The sequence below is a fragment of the Ensifer adhaerens genome, assembly GCF_028993555.1.
GTDB classification, from domain to species: domain Bacteria; phylum Pseudomonadota; class Alphaproteobacteria; order Rhizobiales; family Rhizobiaceae; genus Ensifer; species Ensifer adhaerens_I.
On sequence record NZ_CP118611.1, the window covers coordinates 920,204 to 941,615 of the forward strand.

General features: G+C 55.1%; 18 protein-coding genes. 13 read left to right on the top strand and 5 right to left on the bottom strand.

The features are described from left to right. Window positions 1-630 precede the first annotated feature (630 nt). The 3 genes from rfbA to PWG15_RS24565 form a co-directional block, all read right to left on the bottom strand. Window positions 631-1,494, bottom strand: a complete 864-nt coding sequence (gene rfbA / locus PWG15_RS24555) for a glucose-1-phosphate thymidylyltransferase RfbA (RefSeq protein WP_275026670.1) — start codon at window positions 1,492-1,494, stop codon at window positions 631-633. 99 nt (window positions 1,495-1,593) lie between these two features. Next, on the bottom strand, window positions 1,594-2,283 hold the full coding sequence (locus PWG15_RS24560; RefSeq protein ID WP_275026672.1) for a class I SAM-dependent methyltransferase: 690 nt from the start codon (window positions 2,281-2,283) through the stop codon (window positions 1,594-1,596). Window positions 2,284-2,303: 20 nt separating this feature from the next. Then, window positions 2,304-5,918 carry a glycosyltransferase gene (locus tag PWG15_RS24565; protein WP_275026673.1) on the bottom strand — a complete coding sequence of 1,205 codons (3,615 nt, stop codon included), beginning with the start codon at window positions 5,916-5,918 and terminating at the stop codon, window positions 2,304-2,306. Window positions 5,919-6,682: 764 nt separating this feature from the next. Between PWG15_RS24565 and cysD the strand changes: the two genes are divergently transcribed. From cysD to tnpC (PWG15_RS24590), 5 genes are all read left to right on the top strand, one after another. Next, window positions 6,683-7,594, top strand: a complete 912-nt coding sequence (gene cysD / locus PWG15_RS24570; protein WP_275026674.1) for a sulfate adenylyltransferase subunit CysD — start codon at window positions 6,683-6,685, stop codon at window positions 7,592-7,594. Window positions 7,595-7,650: 56 nt separating this feature from the next. Then, complete coding sequence (gene cysN / locus PWG15_RS24575) at window positions 7,651-9,483, top strand: sulfate adenylyltransferase subunit CysN (RefSeq protein WP_275027198.1); 1,833 nt, start codon at window positions 7,651-7,653, stop codon at window positions 9,481-9,483. Between the two features lie 472 nt (window positions 9,484-9,955). Beyond that, the gene (gene tnpA, locus PWG15_RS24580) at window positions 9,956-10,297 is read left to right on the top strand and encodes an IS66-like element accessory protein TnpA (RefSeq protein ID WP_275026675.1); all 342 of its coding nucleotides are present in this window, start codon (window positions 9,956-9,958) and stop codon (window positions 10,295-10,297) included. Continuing rightward, window positions 10,294-10,641, top strand: a complete 348-nt coding sequence (gene tnpB / locus PWG15_RS24585; RefSeq protein ID WP_040679045.1) for an IS66 family insertion sequence element accessory protein TnpB — start codon at window positions 10,294-10,296, stop codon at window positions 10,639-10,641. Before tnpA (PWG15_RS24580) ends, tnpB (PWG15_RS24585) begins: the two co-directional genes overlap by 4 nt. A gap of 78 nt (window positions 10,642-10,719) precedes the next feature. Next, window positions 10,720-12,372, top strand: a complete 1,653-nt coding sequence (gene tnpC / locus PWG15_RS24590; protein WP_275022363.1) for an IS66 family transposase — start codon at window positions 10,720-10,722, stop codon at window positions 12,370-12,372. A 150-nt stretch (window positions 12,373-12,522) separates the two neighbouring features. Here the strand turns inward: tnpC (PWG15_RS24590) and PWG15_RS24595 are convergent, their stop codons facing one another. Both PWG15_RS24595 and PWG15_RS24600 read right to left on the bottom strand, forming a co-directional pair. Further along, on the bottom strand, window positions 12,523-12,726 hold the full coding sequence (locus PWG15_RS24595; RefSeq protein ID WP_275026677.1) for a hypothetical protein: 204 nt from the start codon (window positions 12,724-12,726) through the stop codon (window positions 12,523-12,525). Between the two features lie 57 nt (window positions 12,727-12,783). Next, entirely contained in the window at window positions 12,784-12,921 is a 138-nt protein-coding gene (locus PWG15_RS24600) for a hypothetical protein (RefSeq protein WP_275026678.1), read from the bottom strand. 356 nt (window positions 12,922-13,277) lie between these two features. Between PWG15_RS24600 and PWG15_RS24605 the strand changes: the two genes are divergently transcribed. The 8 genes from PWG15_RS24605 to tnpC (PWG15_RS24640) all read left to right on the top strand — a co-directional run bounded on the left by PWG15_RS24605 (window position 13,278) and on the right by tnpC (PWG15_RS24640) (window position 21,136). Next, window positions 13,278-14,054 (top strand): ABC transporter permease, encoded by a 777-nt coding sequence (locus PWG15_RS24605; protein WP_275026679.1) that lies wholly within the window; start codon window positions 13,278-13,280, stop codon window positions 14,052-14,054. After that, on the top strand, window positions 14,051-14,704 hold the full coding sequence (locus tag PWG15_RS24610) for an ABC transporter ATP-binding protein (protein WP_275026680.1): 654 nt from the start codon (window positions 14,051-14,053) through the stop codon (window positions 14,702-14,704). Before PWG15_RS24605 ends, PWG15_RS24610 begins: the two co-directional genes overlap by 4 nt. A gap of 15 nt (window positions 14,705-14,719) precedes the next feature. Then, window positions 14,720-15,976 carry a KpsE/RkpR family capsule polysaccharide export protein gene (locus PWG15_RS24615; protein ID WP_275026681.1) on the top strand — a complete coding sequence of 419 codons (1,257 nt, stop codon included), beginning with the start codon at window positions 14,720-14,722 and terminating at the stop codon, window positions 15,974-15,976. Window positions 15,977-15,987: 11 nt separating this feature from the next. After that, on the top strand, window positions 15,988-17,079 hold the full coding sequence (locus PWG15_RS24620) for a hypothetical protein (protein WP_275026682.1): 1,092 nt from the start codon (window positions 15,988-15,990) through the stop codon (window positions 17,077-17,079). Beyond that, window positions 17,069-18,397 carry a KpsE/RkpR family capsule polysaccharide export protein gene (locus tag PWG15_RS24625; protein ID WP_275026683.1) on the top strand — a complete coding sequence of 443 codons (1,329 nt, stop codon included), beginning with the start codon at window positions 17,069-17,071 and terminating at the stop codon, window positions 18,395-18,397. Before PWG15_RS24620 ends, PWG15_RS24625 begins: the two co-directional genes overlap by 11 nt. A 227-nt stretch (window positions 18,398-18,624) precedes the next feature. Further along, complete coding sequence (tnpA, locus tag PWG15_RS24630; protein WP_275026686.1) at window positions 18,625-19,071, top strand: IS66-like element accessory protein TnpA; 447 nt, start codon at window positions 18,625-18,627, stop codon at window positions 19,069-19,071. Beyond that, window positions 19,068-19,421, top strand: coding sequence for an IS66 family insertion sequence element accessory protein TnpB (tnpB, locus tag PWG15_RS24635; RefSeq protein WP_047637286.1), 354 nt, complete (start codon window positions 19,068-19,070; stop codon window positions 19,419-19,421). Before tnpA (PWG15_RS24630) ends, tnpB (PWG15_RS24635) begins: the two co-directional genes overlap by 4 nt. Before the next feature lie 62 nt (window positions 19,422-19,483). Beyond that, complete coding sequence (gene tnpC, locus PWG15_RS24640) at window positions 19,484-21,136, top strand: IS66 family transposase (protein WP_275026687.1); 1,653 nt, start codon at window positions 19,484-19,486, stop codon at window positions 21,134-21,136. The last annotated feature ends 276 nt before the right edge of the window (window positions 21,137-21,412 follow it).

Genomic DNA, 21,412 nt, shown 5'->3' on the forward strand with positions numbered 1-21,412 from the left:
TGTTATCGCTGTCTTTAAATTTCATCTTCCGCACACTCAAGACAATGGTTCAAACTTCAAGCACCCTCTCCAGGGTACGGCGAAGTACTCTCAGGCTGTAGTTTGCTAAAGAGGTGCGGCTTTTCCACAACGCTCTTTAGTGTCAGGCAGATGGCAGTGCCACCCAACTTGCTATCACACACGGTCAGCACCACTTGAACGCTTGCTTGCCGGAAGCGTGAATCTCCTCATTCGGCTAGGTGCCCGCCATCCAGTCGGCTCAAGCTGACCGATGTATCCGTCACTTTTTGCCTTTGCGGACCGAGAAAGAGATACGCCATATTCAGAAGGCGAGCTCGGTCAGGCTTTCCTTGGGATATCTTGTTGTTGCAGTAGTTGCTGCATCTAGCAGCCTCACTAGCTGAGTTCAACCGCAAAATCCCCAAGCAACAGGTTTGAAATGACTGCCGCCAGTCTATCTCGGGGCGACAAACGGGCTCATCAGGCAGGACAGTCTCCTGTTACAAAATGAAGGTTTGACGCCATCACGTTTGGACGGCTTACCCTCATGAATTTCTTTGATTGCTCTGCTGCCGCGCTCGACCGCGCAATGGGCAGCGGCTCAGCCAAACGCGAAGCTCTCCAATGATCTCAACCCGCGATCTTAAGCAAATAGCGACCATATGAGGTGCGCGAGAAGCGCTCGCCTTGCTCTATCAATTGCTCCCTGCTGATGAAGCCCTGGAGGTAAGCAACTTCTTCAATGCACGCGATATTTGTTCCTTGTCGATGCTGGATCACCCGCACGAATTCCCCAGCCTCCAACAAACTATCGTGAGTGCCCGTATCAAGCCAGGCAAACCCTCTTGACATCTTTTCTACGAACAGAGACCCGGCCTCCATGTAGATACGGTTGAGGTCGGTAATCTCATACTCGCCACGCGCTGACGGCTTCAAACTCTTCGAGTAATCGACAACACGATTGTCATAGAAATATAGGCCGGTCACTGCAAAACGTGACTTTGGGTGCAGCGGCTTCTCTTCAAGACTAATTGCATATCCATCTTCCGACAACTCCACGACGCCATACCGCTCAGGGTCGTCAACTTCGTAAGCGAATACAGTCGCTCCCGTTCTCCGCGCGCTTGCCTGGGCAAGCAGGTCATTCATCCCTGCGCCAAAGAAAATGTTGTCACCCAGGACGAGCGCCACGTTGTCGCCAGCGATAAACTCCTCGCCAATGGTAAACGCTTGGGCAAGTCCGTCGGGGCTGAGTTGGACGGCATAGGAGATGCGAATGCCCCAGGCTTCTCCGGCGCCAAACAATCGCTGATAACTGCCGATGTGGTCGGGTGAGGAGATTAGGAGGATATCCCGAATTCCAGCCATCATAAGAATGGAAAGTGGATAGTATATCATCGGCTTATCATAGACCGGAAGCAGTTGCTTGTTAATTGCCAGGGTTGCCGGGTGGAGCCTGGTGCCGGATCCTCCTGCGAGAATTATGCCTTTCATCTTGATACTCCTTGGGGCGGACGCGAGAAGATTTGCCCTAAACTTCAGGTCACTGTGAGTTGCAGTGTCTATGCGTCCTCGGACGCCAGCAGTTTGGAATTATGTATTCGTATTTGAGTTTCGATATACAGATTTTTCCAGTAACGCTTGCCGCGATGGTTCGAACTGAGTGGTTATCATGACTTGCCCCTCGCGCCGCTCAGGCATCATCAGAACAGCCGCAAGTCCCCCCCATATCTGCCCGTTGATATCTGGTCTGTCGTAGAGCATGCCGGGCACAAAATCGAGGTCGACCGTGTGTACATGGGGAAAATCGTTCCAAGGGACAGTTAATATTCCTGTTCGCACGATCGGATTGGCGCTGTCGTGAGCAAGAATCATAGTTGGCCGTCGTTTTGGCACATAGCGAGCACATTGGAGCAAGTCGCTCCTAACGCCGGATTCTTCATGGCTGCCGTCTACCAAAATGAAATTGACGTCTTCACGTCCCTCATTCAACTGGTCGATAATCGGAGGAAGCGTCGTTGCCGAATCTCCAGTTACGAAAGTCACATTAGGAAAAAGTGGGCTGATCCTATGCTGGTTCTCATCGATGTCGAACGTGAACACACGCTTGCTGGCTGCAGCAATCGGACGGAGACTTCCGCACTGAAACGTACCGATCTCGATGCTAATCTCCGGCCGTAGGCGCGAAAGCACGTGCAACAACGCAGCTCTTTCGCTGAATTGCATGTGCCAGTTCTGATTGAGCGCTGGGTCGAATAGAACGTCTTCGTAGGCGCTGGACACGCTTCTTCTCCGGGATGTCTTCAATCTCTCTGGGCGAAATCTGTGGTATAGCTTGGCAACGAGATTTCCTTGGCGCCGCCTTCTACAAGATCCTTCGCTAGTTTGCGATATGCTTCAATCATTTGATCCATATCGAATTTCAAGAATGCTTGGCGAGCTTGTTCTCTTAAAGCCGTTTTGAGTGTGGGCTGAGCAATAAATCGGTTCATGGCGTTTACGAGCGCTCGTTCTGGAACTTTTCCTGTCGTACTTTCTCTTGGAACCACGAATCCGGCCGGAGGCTCCAGGGTATCCTCACCAATTGCCCACGCGCATTTGCCGATGTCGGATACTATTGCCGGCTTTCCCTGCGCCAGAAACTCGATGAGCACGAGGGGAAGCGACTCTCCTGGAAACCAGCTAGGCAGCAGGCATACATCGCTCATATGGATGTAATCCGCCAAGTGAGAGGTATGTCTTAGCAGATGGAGGCCCTTCAATGAGGCCTTTGATCTCAACGCGTCGCCAACCGGGCCGTCGCCAATCATCACCAGATGCAAATCGACGATGTGGCCTGACGATCGCTGCAACTCCTTGAACGCAGATAAAGCAACATTCCATCCCTTGGATTCGATCGCGCGGCTCGCCAACGTGAAAACGAGGGCGTCATCCGCAATTCCCAAATCGGACCGCTTTCGACGAAACTGAGAAGTGGGCGCAAATCCATTTATGATATGGGAAGTTCGCCTTGGCGTCACATGGCCCTCATCAAATATCTTCTTGTTCTTCTCTGCCGTCCAGACCCAGTGATCGCAGTAGCTTTCAGCACGCCGCAGATCGTCGCGCAGAGTCGGAAACGACTTGGGGCTGCTGAGAACATTCTCGTGGCACCCGTGCATAATGGTTATCCACGGAATTGTTTGCGGCGCCTCCGAGATCATTCTACTTATCGCCCTATCGCCCCACCAATGCCCACTTACCGCGAGATCGAGTCCCCAGTCGTCCATCAATGCGATGATGCCGCCCGCTTCATCTATGTCACTCTTGGTAATAATGGCGACCTCTGGAGAGACGCTCCTAATGGTTGCGGGGTTGTCGATCTCGTGTTCCGCAACGAACAATACAGCGGGAGCGGGCAGCGCAGTCCAGTGGTTTACAAACCGGGCGGCAAACATTTGTGCCCCGCCTCCCGACAAATCACCCACACAGTAGAGGACCCCAGGGTCACGAGACTCTGAGATTCCGTGCAAAGCCCGCGGCGCTGGCAAAGGTCCTCTCCAACCAAATCGCTTGGCCTCTTGCTCCATATGCTTCTCAAATGCGGCACGTCGGGATGCATTTACCCCGTAGACGCTATCAATCAGCGAACCGACAGTCTTAAGTTCTTGAAAGTACGGCTCTTTGCCCTCTATGCTAGCCGTTACGCTTGTATCGTGGCGCCGGTGATAATTCACTGCCTCATGACAATACGAGATACGTCCGCCGGCCGCCGCTAACAGATAGAATGCCCAGTCTCCAGCAAGTTTAAACTGGGCAGAAATCCTTACGGCTCGTTGAGCGCTTGAACGGCGCGTGACGACAGCGCTAGCATTTGGAATTGTGTTGGCTCGACCTAATGTCGAGTGGACTTCCTTGAACGCAGGGGCCGTGAAAGAACTCGTCCAACGACCAGGAGAAATGCGATCGAGGTAAAGCGCGTTCCAATCACCTGCGACCACCCCTCCAGAGTCGACTGGAATTGATCGGCCGTGAACGAGGCGCACACCGGAAGGAGAAAATGCCTGGACAGCCTTCATTAGAAAATCGGGTTCACACCAATCGTCAGCTTCGGCTATCCATACGAGGTCGGCTTGGGCTAGTTCGATACCACGCTCCCATGCCTTAAACACGGAGCCGCCGTTTGTTTCGGCCAAATGTAACCGCGCCTCGACGTGTGCATTCGCGAACTCCGTCAATATCTGGCGACTATTATCCGTAGAGGCGTCGTCTAAGAGTATTATCTCTACATCGCGAAATGTCTGGCTAGCGATGCTATCAAGCCGTTGCTTCAAATATGGCGCACAATTGTAGTTAGGGACGATGACGGACACCGCTGGTGCAAGGTTTGCTACCTGTCGAATGGTTGCTAGTAGCGTGGAACAGCCCACGTCAGTGACGTAAGATGAGAGTATTCTTTCTCTGGCGGCATTTGCCATTGCCAACCGAAGATTTTCGTTTAGCAGAAGTTGCTCTACTGCTTCGAAGAAGGCCGGTTCATCCCCGAGAGGGACCGCGATGCCCGCTGGCGCTTGGCCCTCAGGTTCAATCATTGCGGTCATACCGGTTGCTTCACGGAATACTACCGAGGGGGTTCCTGCAAGGCCCGCCTCAAGGCACACAAGTGGGAAGGGGTCTTCAGAAGAGGGTAAAGCGAAAACATCTGCCGCCTGAAGGAAGTCCCGGAAATCCTCTCGATGGCCAACAAAGTCGACACGATCTGCAACACCCAGCCTACGCGCGAGCTTCTTTAGTTTTGGGATATCCTCCCCATGGCCAACCCAAACGAAGCGCACATCACGTGCACGGCCCAACGCAATCTGGGCAGCCATCCGAACGAAAACGTCCGGTTGCTTCCGCCAGTGAGCAACACCACAGCCGACCACCAGTCGGCTTTCAGAACTAAGGCCCAGTCTTTTGCGAACAATGCTCTTGTCAGTTTTCGACAGGAGAGAGTTGATACCCGGCTCATCGACGAAGGCAGGGACGTTCGAGAGCTTGACATCAGCAATCCCATCCATTCGCGAGAGATGGCTATGAACCGCATGGCCGCCGCAAAAGACGTGATCTGAGCCTTGAAGAACCCGGCGCAGCTTACCGTCGAACAGCTTCAGGATAGCCGGCATCTCGTGTATGTAAGAAAAGACTGGCGCGTTATAGGGATCTATTTTTAAGTATTCTCCGGCAACCACTGAATTCACGAAAGTGAATGCAGGTTCATCTCCTAGGAAACCCATCAGCCCGCTTCGAATATTATCTACCAAGTGATCGTGGATATCCTTCGCTCCGACGATGTAAAGCGGCGCAATTTTCTCCATCTTGGACGCTAGCGGGCCGCCTGTCATGGCTACAATTCTGACATCAAAGCTCGTATAACTTTGAAACCAACGTGCGATGCTCGCCAATAGGTTTGGAGCCCCGCCTACGTTTAGATCGTGCACGACGAAAACAGCTTTGGCGGTCTTTCCGCCACTTGGATTTGCGTACTTTCCTAGTCCTTTACTTGGGGTGAAGCCGCTTGGCCCACTTCCACCAATGCGGCGACTACCTATCTTTCGTTTCTCCCATCTCCCGTAGACGGAGTAGTGCACCAGTGGGTTTATGCCAGAGGCAGAGACGTCAGGGTTCTCGGCCAAATAGTCCTTAGTGGAAAAGCGCGCGGACGGATCTCGGCCCTCGCGCCAACCGAAGTTGAGGTAGTGGACCGCGGGATCAATCTTTGACGCCGCAACATCGGGGTTTTTTGTGAGGTAAAATTCGGGATCGAGCAGACCCGTGTCACGAATTGCCCTCAATTCCCCCCGCGAAGTACGGCCGACCAAATTCCACACGAGGCGCCTAAAGGCGGACTTTATCCTTGCGGGCTTCGTTATGTAGCGATGCATGGAGAGCTTGATCATTACTACCTCTGCGGTTCGCTTGGGACGTAGCCAGTCCCGGAACTTGAACGCTTCACTCTACAGTACTGCGGGGCGTACGAGCTACGGCCAACCAGCGAGGACGAGGCGCAAACGAGTACTCCGATGGGCAGGTCGCGGTCAATTCGAAATCTCAGACCCTTACAAAACAGCCAGCAGGTCGCTAATCAGACCAAACTGAGGTGCGATCCAGATCCTGTTATTGAGGACAACACCTTTCCCGCTAAAAGCCCTGCAGCAAGGATACGACGGGTGGGTCGATTGCAGCGTATCTAAGCAATTTGCTGTCGAGGAGCAGGTGGGCGCAAACAATGACGATATTGTGTCTGATTAGGCCGGTGCGGTTGACAGGGGACAGCGGAATATTTGCAATCATATTCGGCCGGACCCTTCCCCAGCGATCTAACTACGGACCGGGACGAAGGCGAGGTGCAGACGCCGTTTCGTTAGAGCGGGCGTTTGCATTTTTTGCCAAACGCCTTGCTTCTTTCTTCGATTCGCCTGATTCCCCCATTCTCGACACGATTCGAATTACGCAGCCCAGTGTAACGACCGATCGCCGAAGCCGTCATCGATCATTCACCATTGTAATTTGAACGCTGATAGACACTTCACCCGCACAGCCCATTCGGCTATTGGTCGCCGTGTAAATTCCAAAACCGTCAATTGGAATTCTGATCCCAATGCTTTTGGGGCGACTCGGAATGGCTAACAGACGCGGCTTGAGCGTGGAGGAGTGTTGACCCTTGCCAAAAGCAGTTAAACTTACCCACCTGGAATACTTGGAGGCGGAGGCCATTCACATCATACGGGAAGTCGCTGCGACGTTGTCAAAGCCCGTGATGCTCTATTCGGTCGGCAAAGATTCCTCAGTTATGCTCCATTTGGCTATAAAGGCCTTTTATCCGGCCAAACCGCCTTTCCCGTTGCTACACGTCGATACGACTTGGAAGTTCCGAGAGATGATTACCTTTCGGGATCGCATGGCAGCGGAATTGGGCTTCGACCTTCTGGTCCATATTAATCAGGAAGGAATCGAGCAAGGTATCTCGCCTTTTACACACGGCTCCAGCATTCACACACATATTATGAAGACGGTCGCGCTACGCCAAGCCCTCGACCTATATGGATTCGACGCCGCTTTCGGGGGTGCCCGGCGTGACGAAGAAAAATCTCGAGCGAAGGAGCGAATCTTTTCAGTCCGAAGTGCGGCGCATACTTGGGATCCCAAGAACCAACGTCCGGAAATGTGGAAGACTTACAACACCCGTGTAGCTCCGGGGGAAACGATCCGGGTCTTTCCGCTGTCCAATTGGACTGAACTGGACATCTGGCAGTACATTCTGAAGGAGCGCATTTCGGTTGTGCCGCTCTACTTCGCGGCTCGCCGGCCCGTCGTTGTGCGCGATGGCTCGCTGATTATGGTCGACGACGACCGCATGCCAATTGAGAGTACCGAAAGAATAGAACAGCGAATGGTACGCTTTCGGACTCTTGGTTGCTATCCGCTCACCTCTGCCATCGACTCCGAGGCCGCGACGCCGGAGGACATTGTACAAGAAATGCTGACTACACGCACCTCAGAACGCGCAGGGCGGAAAATCGACAACGACGAGGTCGGTTCGATGGAAAAGAAGAAACGCGAGGGATATTTTTGATGGTCAGCGCAACGCGAGCCGTTGGCACTTTCGATCCTTTTCGCGCGCAGGAAGGAATGCCGTTGCTACGGCTGATCACATGCGGATCTGTCGATGACGGGAAATCGACTTTAATCGGTCGCCTTCTTTATGACTCCAATCAAATCTTAGATGATCAATTTGCTTCCCTAAAACAAGACAGCCGCAAACACGGCACAACGGGTGAGGACCTAGATTTTTCACTCCTACTCGACGGACTGCAGGCGGAACGGGAGCAGGGCATTACAATAGATGTCGCATACCGATACTTCGCGACTAATCGCCGCAAGTTCATCGTCGCTGATACGCCAGGCCACGAAGAATACACTCGTAACATGGCAACAGGTGCGTCCACAGCGCATCTAGCTGTACTACTTGTTGATGCTCGAAAGGGAATACTTCAGCAAACTCGACGACATTCGCACATCGTCTCGCTGCTTGGCATCCGTCAAGTCGTTCTCGCAGTTAACAAAATCGATCTAGTTGGTTACGATCAAGGCGTGTTTGAAACAATTGCAGGTGAATATAACGAGTTCGCCAAGGACCTGGGATTTTCCGCAATTACTCAAATACCGCTTTCTGCGCGGTTTGGCGACAACATAGCGACTTCATCAGAAAATATGCTTTGGTACACGGGGCCGAATTTACTTCATTACTTGGAGTCGGTTTCGATTGAGGCGTCTGACTTGAGCAAGCCTTTAAGACTTCCTGTTCAGTATGTGAGCCGGCCTAACCTCGATTTTCGGGGCCTCGCCGGTCAGGTCGCGGGTGGTTTCGTCGCCGTTGGTGACATGGTGAGCGTCGCTAAATCTGGGCAGTGTTCTCGGGTTAAGGAGATCGTCACGCGCGGACAATCGCTCAAACGCGCCGGGGAAGGACAAGCCGTAATGGTGGTCCTCGAAGACCAACTCGATGTGTCTCGCGGTGATATGTTGGTGGCGGCGAGTGCTCGTCCGACCGTCGCAGACCAGTTCCAAGCCCATATTCTCTGGTTCGATGCTACACCAATGATACCAGGCCGTAGCTACATACTGTGCAACGAGACAGATAGCGTTGAGGCAACAATAACCTCCCTCAAATACGAGGTCGATGTTAATACATTCACGCGACTGGCCGCAAAGGCCCTACATAAGAATGGTATCGCGGTCTGCAACGTGGCTTCGAGAGCACCCATTGTATTTGATCCCTATACCGAAAATCGAAATACGGGCAATTTTATCCTAATTGATCGGATGAGTAACCGTACAATCGGTGCAGGTATGATTGACTTTGCACTTCGCAGGGCTGAGAATGTACATTGGCAAAAGCTGGAGATTGACCGCGCTGCTCGGGCAGCGTTGAAGCACCAAAAAGCGGCAATAGTCTGGTTCACCGGTTTGTCCGGCTCGGGCAAGTCCACGATAGCCAACAGACTCGAGAAAATCCTACACTCTCAGGGGCGCCACACCTATATTCTTGACGGTGACAACGTTCGCCATGGACTTAACAGGGATCTCGGTTTTACAAATGAAGACCGTGTGGAGAACATTCGGCGGATTGCAGAAGTCGCAAAATTGATGGCCGACGCCGGTTTGATTGTAATTGTGTCCTTTATTTCTCCCTTCCGCGCCGAGCGAGAACTCGCTCGCTCGCTCGCAGTTGAGGGAGAGTTCATTGAAGTATTTGTGGATACTCCGATTGAAGAATGCGCGCGGCGTGATCCAAAAGGACTGTATGAGAAGGCAATGCGGGGCGAACTCGGAAATTTTACGGGTATAAGCTCTCCCTATGAAAGTCCGGATGGCCCGGAAGTGCATCTGAAGACCATTGGAACGGATCCGGACGAGTTGGCTGTGCAGATATACACCTACCTGGAAAAGAAGGTGTCTTAATGTGTGTGAACTTAGACGTGCAAATTTGTCTTTCAACCTAAGGGTTGACTTGGCACGTTTACGCAAAAGAACGGGACGCTTCCATGGTGAGTAGTTCGAAGTCCGCCGGCGCCGCGCCGCCCTCGGCATTTTTTTGACATCACCTATCTCTGTCGCTACGCCGCGGCAGGATGTACCAATTTTTAGGTTTGGTGTTACTAAAGCATTCATCCGGGCAAGTTTGATGGTTTAATCGGGGGGGCCGAGGGGCGGACAACGCGAGCATACTTTTGGCGATGTGGACCGGTGGCAGTGGGTGATTGCTCAAACCTGCGATCTCCTGGTTGATGCGCGGTTAGCTGACGGCGCCAGACCTGAGTTTTGAGGGCACAAGGGCGGGTTTGAGGTATCCCTCCGGCGTGAACCGCCTTGCGAAGTTCCGCGTCTCCCGTGAGTCTGCACTCTTAAGAGTGGACTTAAGAGTGCATTGAGCATGGGACATGCAGTTTTGCTGACGGGGCCGGAGCGGCGTCGGCGATGGTCGTTGGAAGATCGCGCCCAGATACTGGCCGAGGCTTTCGCGCCAGGCGCGGTGGTTTGCGAAGTCGCGCGCCGTTTCGAGGTTGCGACTGGGCTGATCTATACTTGGCGACGGCAAGCTTTGGCGCCGGAAGCCGGTCCGGCGTTCGTCCCGGCCAAGCTCGTTGACGTTCCGAACAATGGTGATGCGGCCGAGCCGGCCGTGTGCGTGGACTTCCCGAGTGGCGTGAAGGTGAGGATTGGCGCGGCAGCGCCATGCGAGCTGGCAGCCGCGGTCATGCGAGCGCTCAAATGATCCCGATCAGTTCCGGGGTGCGGGTGTGGATCGCGAGCGGTCACTGCGACATGCGCAAGGGCATGCAGGGTCTGGCACTGCTGGTGCAGGAGGGCCTCGGCCGCGATCCGTTTAAGGGTGACGTCTTCGTCTTTCGCGGTCGCAGCGGCCGACTGATAAAGGCCCTTTGGCATGATGGGATCGGCCTATCGCTGTACGCGAAGCGGCTCGAGCGCGGCCGCTTCATTTGGCCGGCGACGGAGGATGGTGCGATCGCGCTGACCGCCGGTCAGATGTCCTATCTGCTGGAGGGGATTGATTGGCGAAACCCGCAACAGACCTGGCGCCCGACCAGTGCCGGGTGACCGTCTGAAGGGCGATTACTCCGCAACAAGTTCTTTGAAATGCTAGGCAAATCAGGGCTTCTGTGATTCACTTCGGGCATGGAAAACAGCCCCGATTTGCTTCCCGACGATGTTGCCGCCCTGCGAGCAGAGCTCATCGCGGCACGCGCCAAGGGCGCCCAGATCGAGGCTGAACTTGCCGTTGCCAAAGCCAAAGCGTCCGACGATCTTGCTGTCATTGCCCGGCAGAAGCTGCGCATCGAAAAACTCGAGCGGCAGCTTTACGGCCCGAAGGCAGAGCGTCGCGCCCGGCTGATCGATCAGATGGAGTTCCAACTGGCGGAGTTGGAGATGGCGGCGACCGAGGACGAACTCGCGGCCGAAATGGCGGTGGCGGCCACCGTCAATGTCGCCGGCTTTACCCGCAACCGGCCGGTGAAGAAGCCTTTGCCCGAGCATCTTCCGCACGAACGCGTCGTCGTGCCCGGTCCCGTGAGCTGCCAGTGCTGTGGTGGCGACCGACTGCGCAAGCTGGGCGAGGACATCACCGAGACCCTCGAGGTCGTTCCGCGCCAATGGAAGGTGATCCAGACGGTGCGCGAGAAGTTCACCTGCCGCGATTGCGAAAAGATCAGCCAGGCGCCGGCCCCTTTCTATGCCATCCCGCGTGGATGGGCCGGCCCCAATCTCCTGGCGATGATCCTGTTCGACAAGTTCGGCCAGCACCTGCCGCTCAACCGTCAGGTCGAGCGCTTCGAACGCGAAGGCGTTCCGCTCAGCCTGTCGACGGTGGCCGACAGCATCGGAGCTTGCTGTGCCGCACTCACTCCGCTCCTCAAACGGATCGAAGCCCATACGTTTGCGGCGGAGCGATTGCACGGTGACGACACGACGGTTCCGGTCCTGGCGGCAGGAAAGACCGATATTGCCCGAAGTTGGGTCTATGTCCGCGACGATCGCCCGTTCGGCGGCACGGCTGCACCATCGGCGATGTTCTACTATTCCCGTGACCGCGCGGGCGAGCACCCGCAGGCGCATCTCGCCGGCTATAGCAGCATTCTGCAGGCGGACGCCTATGGCGGATACACCAAGCTCTATCTTCCGGATCGACGGCCCGGCCCGATAACGGAAGCAGCCTGCTGGGTCCATGCGAGGCGGCCCTTCTACGCGATGGCCGACGTCGAGGCGAATGCGCGCCGACGAGCGCAGGGCAAGACGCCGGCTGTCATCTCGCCGATCGCCCTGGAGATGGTGCAGCGAATCGATGCCCTGTTCGACATCGAGCGCGACATCAACGGTCAGAGCGCGGAGTTCCGAAAGTCGGTTCGTCAGGAGCGCAGCAAACCCTTGGTCCTGGAGCTGGAAGCGTGGATGAAGGCTCAGCGTGCCAAGCTGTCGCGCGATCATGATCTCGCCAAGGCCTTCGATTACCTGCTGAACCGCTGGCCGGCCTTCACCCTCTTCCTCGATGACGGGCGTGTTTGCCTCTCGAACAATGCCGCCGAACGCGCCCTGCGCGGCATAGCTTTGGGTAGGAAATCGTGGTTATTCGCCGGATCGGACCGCGGTGGCCAGCGCGCCGCCGCCATGTACAGCTTGATTGTCTCGGCCAAGATGAACGGCGTCGATCCGCAAGCCTGGCTCGCCGACGTACTTCACCGCATCGCCGGTTATCCCGCGCATCGGATCGATGAGTTCTTGCCTTGGAATTGGAAGAGCGCGTCGCCAGCGGCGCACATGCACGCGGCCTGAAGATGCCGGCCATCCGGCCGCAACGCGGACCGCAAATCACGCCGAAAAATCCAAAAGCCTTCAGCCTGCGGCCTTCGCCGGATGCTTACGGTTTGAGCAAAGTAGGTCAGTCGCTCCGCCCGCCAGTCGAGTGGATCGGCGCTATGCGTTTTACGTGTCTGCAATAGGGTGGCTAGCGTCGCCGGGTTCGTCCCCGCCATCGCTGCAGGCGAACAGGCTATTTTTTCGCGAGGTGAATCGCAGCGGATTGACGTTAGGCCAAACCTCTTCGGGATCAAGGGAGACCTCCTCGATGTTGACCGGGGCGAAGCCGCCCAAGGTGCTTCCATTTTGCGAGTCCTGCAGAATCACCATGATCAAAGTCAGGTTGGCAATCTCGAGGCGGCCGTAAGTCGCATAGACGGTGAATGCCTACCAGCGGAACGCGGCACAGCGGATCGCCTTGGCGAACTCGCTCTTGCCGCTGATGCGGGCGAGCGTGCCGTCGAGATGGCGTTTCAACGTGTGCAACACGGGGACGGACCGGGCCCGCCGAGTGGCAAGCCGCATGTGTGGAACCGCGCCGTTGAGGTGCGCCGCATGTTTCGTGCAGAAAATCCCCGACGGACACGGTTCGGCTTGGGCGAGGGCGTTTGGTCTATTGCGTTTTGGAGAGGGTGTAGCTCAAAGGGATTCGAACGTGGTGTTCGAGGGGAGTACCTGAACGTGTGGGGTCGTTTTGGAGCTTGCGCGACTTGCCGTAGTCCAGGTTTACCAAGTCTATCCCAGACTATGAGCCTTGCGGGTTGGTCAGCGTCTGCTAAAAGTTCGTGGGTGATGCTGCTCGCCATAAAATGGAACGATTGGTAGGTAACCGAGCAACGGCGAGTTTTGCGCTGTACCCATTCAGCCAGAGAGGAAGCCCAATGATTTCGCAGACGCTTCGCGCCAAGTGGACCGTCATCTACGCTCTCATGTTAAGGGACATGCGAACTCGATTCGGGCGCTCCTATTTGGGATACCTGATCGCGATAGCCTGGCCGCTAGTGCATCTCAGCGGGATTGTGGTTGTCATGACCTATGTCAACAAGTTAATGCCTTTGGGGGGCGATCCGGCAGTTTTCATCGCGACCGGGGTCGTGCCCTACGTCTTGTGCTTGTATCCTTCGCGCATGATGGGATATTCGATTGACAGCAACAAACCTTTGTTTCTTTTCCCAGCCGTCAAGGCTTTAGATTTGATGATTTCGAGAGCAATCGTTGAATTTCTGACCGCGTTCGTTGTTGTTTTCCTGTTTGGTTTTTGCGCTTTCCTTGCCGGGGTCGACCTCACGCCATTGGATGTTGAAACCGGCGCTACGGCGATTTTGGCCACCGTCTATTTCGCGATATCGGTTGGAATATTGAATACGATTATATCGTCGGTTGTGAAATTTTGGAGTATATTGTTCATCGTGGTAATGTTGGCCCTATATCTTACTGCGGGTATATTTGTTCTTCCAAGTACGTTTCCAGCGTCAGTCCAGAATATTATGTGGTTTAATCCAATTTTTCAGTGTGTCGAATGGCTTAGATCTGCATACTACGAAGGATATGGTGATGAATTGCTTTCAAAAGGCTATTTGGTTTCCCTTGCCACAGTTTGCCTGTTTTTGGGGTTGCTCGGGGAGCGTTTCATTCGCGGAAAATTGCTCGCATCATGATCAGCTTATCCAATGTATTTAAGTTCTATCGGACGAATGGTCGGCCTAGAATCATATTAGACCACGTATCGACTGAATTCCGTGCCGGAACTTCCTATGCTATCCTGGGGATTAACGGCGCGGGAAAGTCTACCACGATGCGATTGCTTGGCGGTACTGAGTTGCCAAACTCGGGTAAGATTGTACGCAAGGCAAGGGTGTCGTGGCCGCTCGGGTTTGCGGGCGGATTGCACGGGGCGTTGACGGGGCGAGAAAACGTTGAGTTTGTGGCGCGTATTTACGGCCAGAAACCAAGAAAAGTCGTTGATTTCGTCGAAGACTTTGCGGAAATCGGAGCTTATATCGATGAGCCTTTCCGCACCTATTCCTCCGGAATGATGCAGCGGCTCGCCTTTGGGTTGTCAATGGCGATCGATTTCGAGTGTTACTTGATTGACGAGGTTACGGCTGTTGGGGACGCGCGTTTCCAGGCGCGTTGTCAGGCAGAATTCGATAAGCGCAGGACAAAATCCGATATCATTATGATATCGCATTCCATGGAAACAATTAAGAGCTATTGCAAACGGGCGGTAGTCCTCGCCCATGGTGTAATGTACGAATTCTCGAATATAGATGATGCAATTGAACTGTATAAGAAACTCAATCAATAGGCGGAGTGGTTCTTGATGTCGGAGACATCTCTGCTAGATGCTAAGAAGCGAACTGCCCTCCACCGAGATGCGACCGAGGCTATATCACGGGAACTGCGAAAGGCGGCAAGAAAGGCGCGCGCGCCACAACCCGTTCTTAGGGGGGGGGGTGGTTTTCGAGCGCGCAAAAGTGACCGCTATTTTCACGCGCTTTTGATGCTGCTTTTTGCCGCTTCCTTCCTTGTTCCGGTATTTGGCGCGAGTATCTATTACGGTCTGGTCGCAGCTGATCAATATGTCACTGAGGCGCGCTTTGCTGTACGATCCGGCAGCGATGCATCCGTGGTCGGCCTTTCAGCGCTCTCGTCCTTCATCGATACCGGACAGGCAAGAGACGGGTTTATAATAGCTGACTACGTGAAGAGTAGCTCGATGGTGGAGGCTCTTGGCAATCAGTATCCTCTGCGAGACATTTTTTCGAGGCCGCAGTACGATTTTCTCGCAAGGTTTGCTCCTGCGGATTCTGAGGAAGAATTGATCAAGTTTTGGGGCAAGCAGTTAGATGTTTCGGTCGACCGAAGCTCTGGCCTGGTCACAATTCGTTTACGTGCGTTTACTCCCGAAGAAAGCCTTGCATTGACGAACAGCGTCATTCTGCAAGCTGAGAAGATGGTGAACCAACTCACGCGAAAAAGTGAGATGGACACCCTCGCCAGAACGGAGAGCGAACTCCGGCTAAAGCGCGAAAAGCTACAGCGAATGGTGTCCGAGTTGCGGGATGCCCGGAATAGCGCCGGCATCCTTGACGTCGGCATGACCGCGAAGGCTTACAGTGAGCTTCTCACGGATTTGCGCTTGGAGTTGGCCAAACAGGAGTTAATCATCAAAACAACCGCGGCTGATGCACCACAGATGCAGCCGTTGGTCAACCGGGCTAACGCCTTGCGCTCGCAGATTGGCGAATACGAAAAAGCGATGGCCGGAGGAATCGATTCCGATCGCTCCCAGAGGGCAAGTCTTGCTGACATTGCCACCAAGATGCAGGAAAAAGAGATCGAGCTCTCCATCGCCAAGGAAGAATATGCAGGCGCCATGGCATCTTACGAGACTGCGCGCCTTACTACGGAGCGCCAACGCTCCTACCTTCTCACCTATGTGAAACCGTCGCTGGCCGACGAGGCGATTTATCCTCGGAGGTTTTTGATGTGGCTGGGCATCTCAGCCATATCTGCGATTCTAACTGCCGTATCGGTCGGAGTAACATTCCTCGTGCGCGACCATATGGCCAAATAGAGCGACAACAAATGTACTTCGCTATTGATACCGATCAGGGGGACATGATCGCAGGTTGGATCGTATTGGATAATCCGTCTTTGGTGCCGGAGGTGGTCATCAAGATTCCAGGTCGCGAACCCATCCCTTTTAGGGCAAACGTGCTCCGCCCGGACCTAAAGGACCATGGTCTTCACAGCACCGGCCTTGCCGGTTTCCAGATCGACAGATCGTTGATAGACGACCTTCCCGATGTTCCGCAAATTACGCTTGTCGAGGCCGAAAGCAACCTTGCTATTTTCCGCCGGAATGTGTTTGGAGCAGCGGTTCCGAAAAAGCTCCTGTTGATGGAAGTTGGCGCATTTCCGCAAGTTAAATTGTTGAAAGAAATGATGGCATTGTTCGATCTGACCTATCCGGCAATCGAGCGCTTTTCTCTTGAAACTACTTCATCAATAATTGGAGCGCATGCGCAATCTTTGTTCATTTCTGGTTATCCTAATTGGCAACGACATGGTAGTCCGTTGAGGGAGCGCGGCTTTCTTACAACCGCCATCTTAAGGGATCCATTTGAGGAACTTGCCGAACGATTGTTGACTTTGGCGCACATGAAGAAGTGGTCCAAGAATGCTGGATTGCATCCATTTTTGAAACATCATTCCGTTTTGCTGGATATCGTGGAGACTGTGGAGTTCCAGGATGATCGATCGATCCTGGCTGCTTTCAGAGGCTTGGCGCCGGAGCAGTACAACCTTCTGCGATCGCCGATGACTGCAGCTTTCGGCTGCTACCCTGAAGAAGAGGTCCAGCGGCGAAACGTAAGTATAGCACTGGACAATCTCTCGCACTTTGATCTCGTTGGAACGCGCGAACGATTAGCCGACTTCGCAGTCTTGGCGGATACTTTGATCGGCGTTCCAATTTTCGATCGCGTCCAATTTGAGAGCGTGCCGGGAGTTAACGATCTCGCGGTCATTCTGAGGAAAATTGGAATGATTGCGGACATATTAGATGAAGATATGGCATTGTATTCGTTCGCATCAGAGGCCATCGCGGTGGCCCTCAGCGATCAGACGGGAAATGGCGAAGCGCAAATTGTATTCGAGGGTAGCCGTGACCAATAGTGAACGATCACGGAAGGCGCCTTTGTTGAGATCTTTGAGGAACTCCATCAGCGCTAACACCGACGTCGACCAAGGTCCGAAGCCGACCCCAGTCGGCAAAGAAGTGCGCCGGGTAAGCGCAGTGATCAGTACTTTGGGAATGGCGGTCGCCAGACCCCTCCAAAGGATTGGTTCAGGGCTTGTGCCTTCGGCGGACGTCGCAGCGTTTGGCCGGGGAGGTGGGCTCCTTTTCAAAAGCTTCCTGCTCTTCGTTTTGGCGCCGACCGTGGCCACCTTCATTTATTTCGCCTTCATAGCGTCCGGTGTGTTCGTGTCGGAGGCGAAGCTTACTGTTCGTGATGCGATCCAGCCGGCAGGCGTTGAAAAAACCGGGAGTTCGATCCTTGGGCAGCTAAGCATAGGCAGATCCGGAGACAGCGCCCAAAACTCGATGATAGTCATGGATTACATTAAAAGCAGATCAGTCATTGAGGATGTCGGCGGCAGAGAGAAGCTGTTACAGTTATATGGTAGGGCCGATATCGACGTACTGTCGAGGTTGGCGGCGGACGAAAATTTGGAGCAGATGTGGCAATACTGGAAATCACGCGTTACCGCGTCCGTCGATTCAATGTCGGGAATCCTCACTCTGCGTGTACGAGCCTATTCGCCCAACGAATCTTTTTCACTGGCGTCAGACATTATCCAAAGAAGCGAGTCGCTCATTAACGCAATTTCACTTCGAAGCAAGAATGATGCGGTGATGCGGGCAAAGCAGGAGGTCGATTTTGCCAGCAGAACATTGGCTGAGGCAAGGTCAGAGATGCTAAAGTTTCAGCAGTCGAACCAGACGATCGATCCCGTCGAAACTGCGAAGCAAACGCTCAAGTTGATATCGGAACTTACTCTACAGAAAACTGCATTAGAGAACGAACTCGCCACGTCGGCATCCATGCGGTTGGCGAACAAGCCAGGTGAAATTCAGATTCGTGCCCGGCTATCGGCCGTCGAAGCCCAGCTTCAAAAGCTCAACACAATGCTAACAGGGCATGGAGCCGCAGGTACTGTCTCGTCGCAACTCAGGGATTTCGAGCTGCTGACGATTCAATCGGAATTCTCAGAATACATGTATAAACTAGCGCGTAGCGGCTATGAGCGCGTAAGACAGAAGTTGGAGCAGCAGGACTTGTATCTTGTAACCGTCGTGCGCCCTTCTAAACCGGACAGCGCAAGTTATCCGAGGACTCTGCCGTACACGGCGCTGGCCTTTGCTGGTTTTTTGATTGCGTGGGGGATACTTTCGCTCTTCATCGCCAGCGTTAAAGACAGCATAAGCTGAAGAAGCGTGCATCATCAGCCAAGCAGAGCTCGGCGTCGGCGCTGACGCTAGCCATAAGATCTCTTCATTGGAAGGTTCGTAGCGCTTAACGGCGCAGACATCTGTGGCCGAGCCGTGGCTACGAAACGTAGTTTCTGTGTAAGCGCCGTCTCCGCCCCATTGGATAGGCTGTATTTTGAGGCTGGCCGGGCGTGCGAGAAGGTTTCCAGGACTATCTGGAGATTTGCATGGCAGATGATGGATTTGTTGGGCGCTACGAAGTTGTCGAGCCGCGCCGCGGAAACCGGCGTTGGCCAGATGATGTGAAGGCGCGGATCGTGGCGGAAAGCCTTGAGCCTGGTGTTCGTGTTGTTGATGTCGCGCGCCGTCATGACGTTGTTCCGCACCAGCTTTCCTTGTGGCGCCGGCAAGTGCGCGAGGGCATTCTGACGCTGCCTTTTGAGTCTATGCCGGGCCTGTCGGAGAGCGGCGATGCCGAGCCTGCATTTGTGCCTTTGGCGATTGCGGCAGAGCCGAGCGAGGCGGTGAATGTTTTGGCGCCGCCGAAACTGCGGGAGGCGGTTTCGTCAGTCTTGACGCTCACGATCGGCCCGGACGTTGTGATGCGGGTTCCCGTCGATGTGCCGGTTGAACGTGTGGCCGCTTTGGTGCGCGCCATGCGAGGGACGGCATGATCGTCGCGGGCCAACGACTGCCGATCCTGATTGCAACGCGGCCGGTGGACTTCCGCTGCGGGCATCAGGCGCTGGCTCTGATGGTGCAGACCGAGTTGAAGCTCGACCCGCATTCCGGGGTGACGGTGATCTTCCGGTCGAAGCGCGGTGATCGTCTGAAAATCCTGGTATGGGATGGCACCGGCATGGTGCTGACCTACAAAATTCTTGAACATGGAAGCTTTGCCTGGCCCAAGGTGCAGGATGGGACGATGCGCCTTTCCAGGGGGCAATACGAGGCTTTGTTCGAGGGGCTCGACTGGCGGCGAGTCATGGCGCAACGGGTGATCGCGCCGTCGGCGGCAGGGTGAATATCCGACGGTCTTTGCATTGTTTTATTTGGCTTTTTTGTGCTGCCTTGCTATAAGGCCGCATGTCGTCGCCCCTTGATCTCAGCCTGTTTCCGGACCTTCCGCCAGAGGTGGTGAAGGCGTTTGCGGCGATGCAGTTCGAACTGTCGGTCGAGCGTGCTGCACGTCAGCATGAGCAGGCTGTGGTTGCCGAAAAGGACGCCTTCATCGCCGAGCTGAAGGAACTGGTCGAGAAGCTTGAAGGTCAGGTTCACGACTATCGGCGCACGAAGTTCGGGCCGAAATCGGAAAAGCTCGATCCGACGCAGATGGAACTGGCGCTGGAAGACCTTGAAACGGCAATTGCCGAAACACAGGCGCGGATCGCCGCCGTCGAGAAAAAGATCGAAGCCAGCGCATCCGATCCGGACAAGGCCGTTCCTCGCAAGGAGCGTAAGGCCCGTGCACTGCCCGAACACCTGCCGCGGGTCGAGAGAGTGATCGAGCCCGAGAGCATCGTTTGTCCCTGCGGTTGCGGCAATATGGTCCGGATCGGCGAAGACCGGACGGAACGGCTCGACCGGATTCCGGCGCGCTACGAGGTGATCGTCACGATCCGCCCGAAATACGCCTGCCCCAAGGGTCGAACGGGCGTCGTCCAGGCCAGAGCGCCGGCGCATCTGCTGGAAGGGAGCTGGCCGACGGAAGCCCTTCTGGCTGAGATTGCCGTCTCCAAGCATTCCGAACATATGCCGCTCAACCGGCAGGCCGAGGTCATGGCGCGACACGGGGTGCCGATAGACCGCACGGTTCTGGCCGATTGGATGGGCAGGACGGGCAGCGAAATCGCACCGGTGGTCGACCACATGGCAAAACGGCTGCTGTGGGAAAGCACGCGGCTCTATGTCGATGAGACCACGGCTCCGGTGTTGGATCCGGGGCGAGGCAAGACGAAGACCGGCTATCTATGGGCCGTGTTGCGTGACGATCGCGGCTGGAATGGCTCCGCGCCGTCGGGCGTGGTGTTCCATTACCGGCCCGGGCGTAAAGGCGAATATGCCGCTGAAATCCTCGACGGCTTCAACGGCACAATCCAGGTGGATGCCTACGGTGGTTACTCTCACCTCGCCACGTCGGACCGGATGGGTGGCGATCCCTTGAAGCTGGCTTTCTGTTGGGCGCACGGGCGCAGAAAGCTGATCAAGGCCACGCCAAAGAGCGGATCGCCCATCGTCGACGAGGCGCTGGTGCAGATCGCCGCGCTCTACAAGATCGAAGACAGTATCCGGGGCTCAGATCCCGGACATCGCCGGGCAGTTCGACAGGACCTGTCCCTCCCGCTGGTGGACGAGTTCTTCACCTGGCTGGCAGCGCAAGCCAAGCGCGTCTCACGCAAGTCTGACCTCGGAAAAGCCCTGGCCTATATGCTGACGCGACAGGACGGCTTCCGGCGGTTCCTGGACGACGGCCACGTCGATATCGACTCCAACCTGGTGGAAAACGCGATCCGCCGACCGGCCATGAACCGCCGCAATGCGCTCTTTGCGGGGCACGATGAAGGGGGCCGCAATTGGGCCCGGTTTGCCAGCCTGATCGGCACTTGTAAAATGAACGGCGTTGAGCCCTACGCCTATCTGTGCGACCTCTTCACCCGCCTCGCAAACGGCCACCTCGCCAAAGACATCGATGCCCTGATGCCATGGGCCTATGCCGCCCGCATCAAGGCCTCACAATGAGCTCGTCAGGTACTCTTCGGTGAGCTCATTTGACGGCTCGTAGATAACCTCAGATCGCTGCAACCGAAAAAGCGATGGGGCGTGGACGTCGCATACGTTTCTGTGAACTGCCCCCACTTTCGACCGGACACTCAGCATAAGCAGGAAGGCTCAAGCACAGGCTTGAGGATAGGCTTATGTCTAACGAGTTTCGACAGGTTGACCTGATGATCGGTGACGTCCGGCGGCGGCGCTGGACAACGGAACGCAAACTGCAGATGACCTGAGACCCTTGTT